Here is a 350-nt window from a genome sequence, read left to right as displayed (position 1 = left end):
GGGCTTGCGGCGATTCTCGCCTCGACTTGCTGTCTTGGGCCGCTGGTTCTGATCGCACTGGGATTCAGCGGGGCCTGGATCGGCAACCTGACCGTGCTGGAACCTTACCGCCCGCTCTTCATCGGTGCGGCGTTAGTCGCGCTGTTCTTCGCCTGGCGACGCATTTTCCGCCCGGCTCAAGTCTGCAAACCGGGTGAGGTCTGCGCCGTGCCCCAGGTACGCACCACCTACAAGCTGCTGTTCGGGCTGGTAACGGCCTTGGTGCTGGTCGCGCTCGGCTTCCCCTACATCCTTCCCTTGTTCTACTGATCAGGAGTCCGCCATGAAAAAACTGCTTGCATCCTTCGCCC

Annotated in this window: 1 protein-coding gene; it reads left to right on the top strand. The window is 62.0% G+C overall.

Annotated features, from left to right (window positions below; translation table 11 throughout):
- On the top strand, window positions 1-309 hold a 309-nt coding region (gene merT, locus QWI17_RS00670; protein ID WP_302720568.1), incomplete at its 5' end, for a mercuric ion transporter MerT.
- Window positions 310-350 lie beyond the last annotated feature (41 nt).

It is taken from the genome of Gilvimarinus gilvus (assembly GCF_030518155.1).
Classification (GTDB): Bacteria; Pseudomonadota; Gammaproteobacteria; order Pseudomonadales; family Cellvibrionaceae; genus Gilvimarinus; species Gilvimarinus gilvus.
The sequence above is the reverse complement of the archived record's forward strand: the minus strand, read 5'-3'. Positions and strand labels throughout refer to the sequence as shown.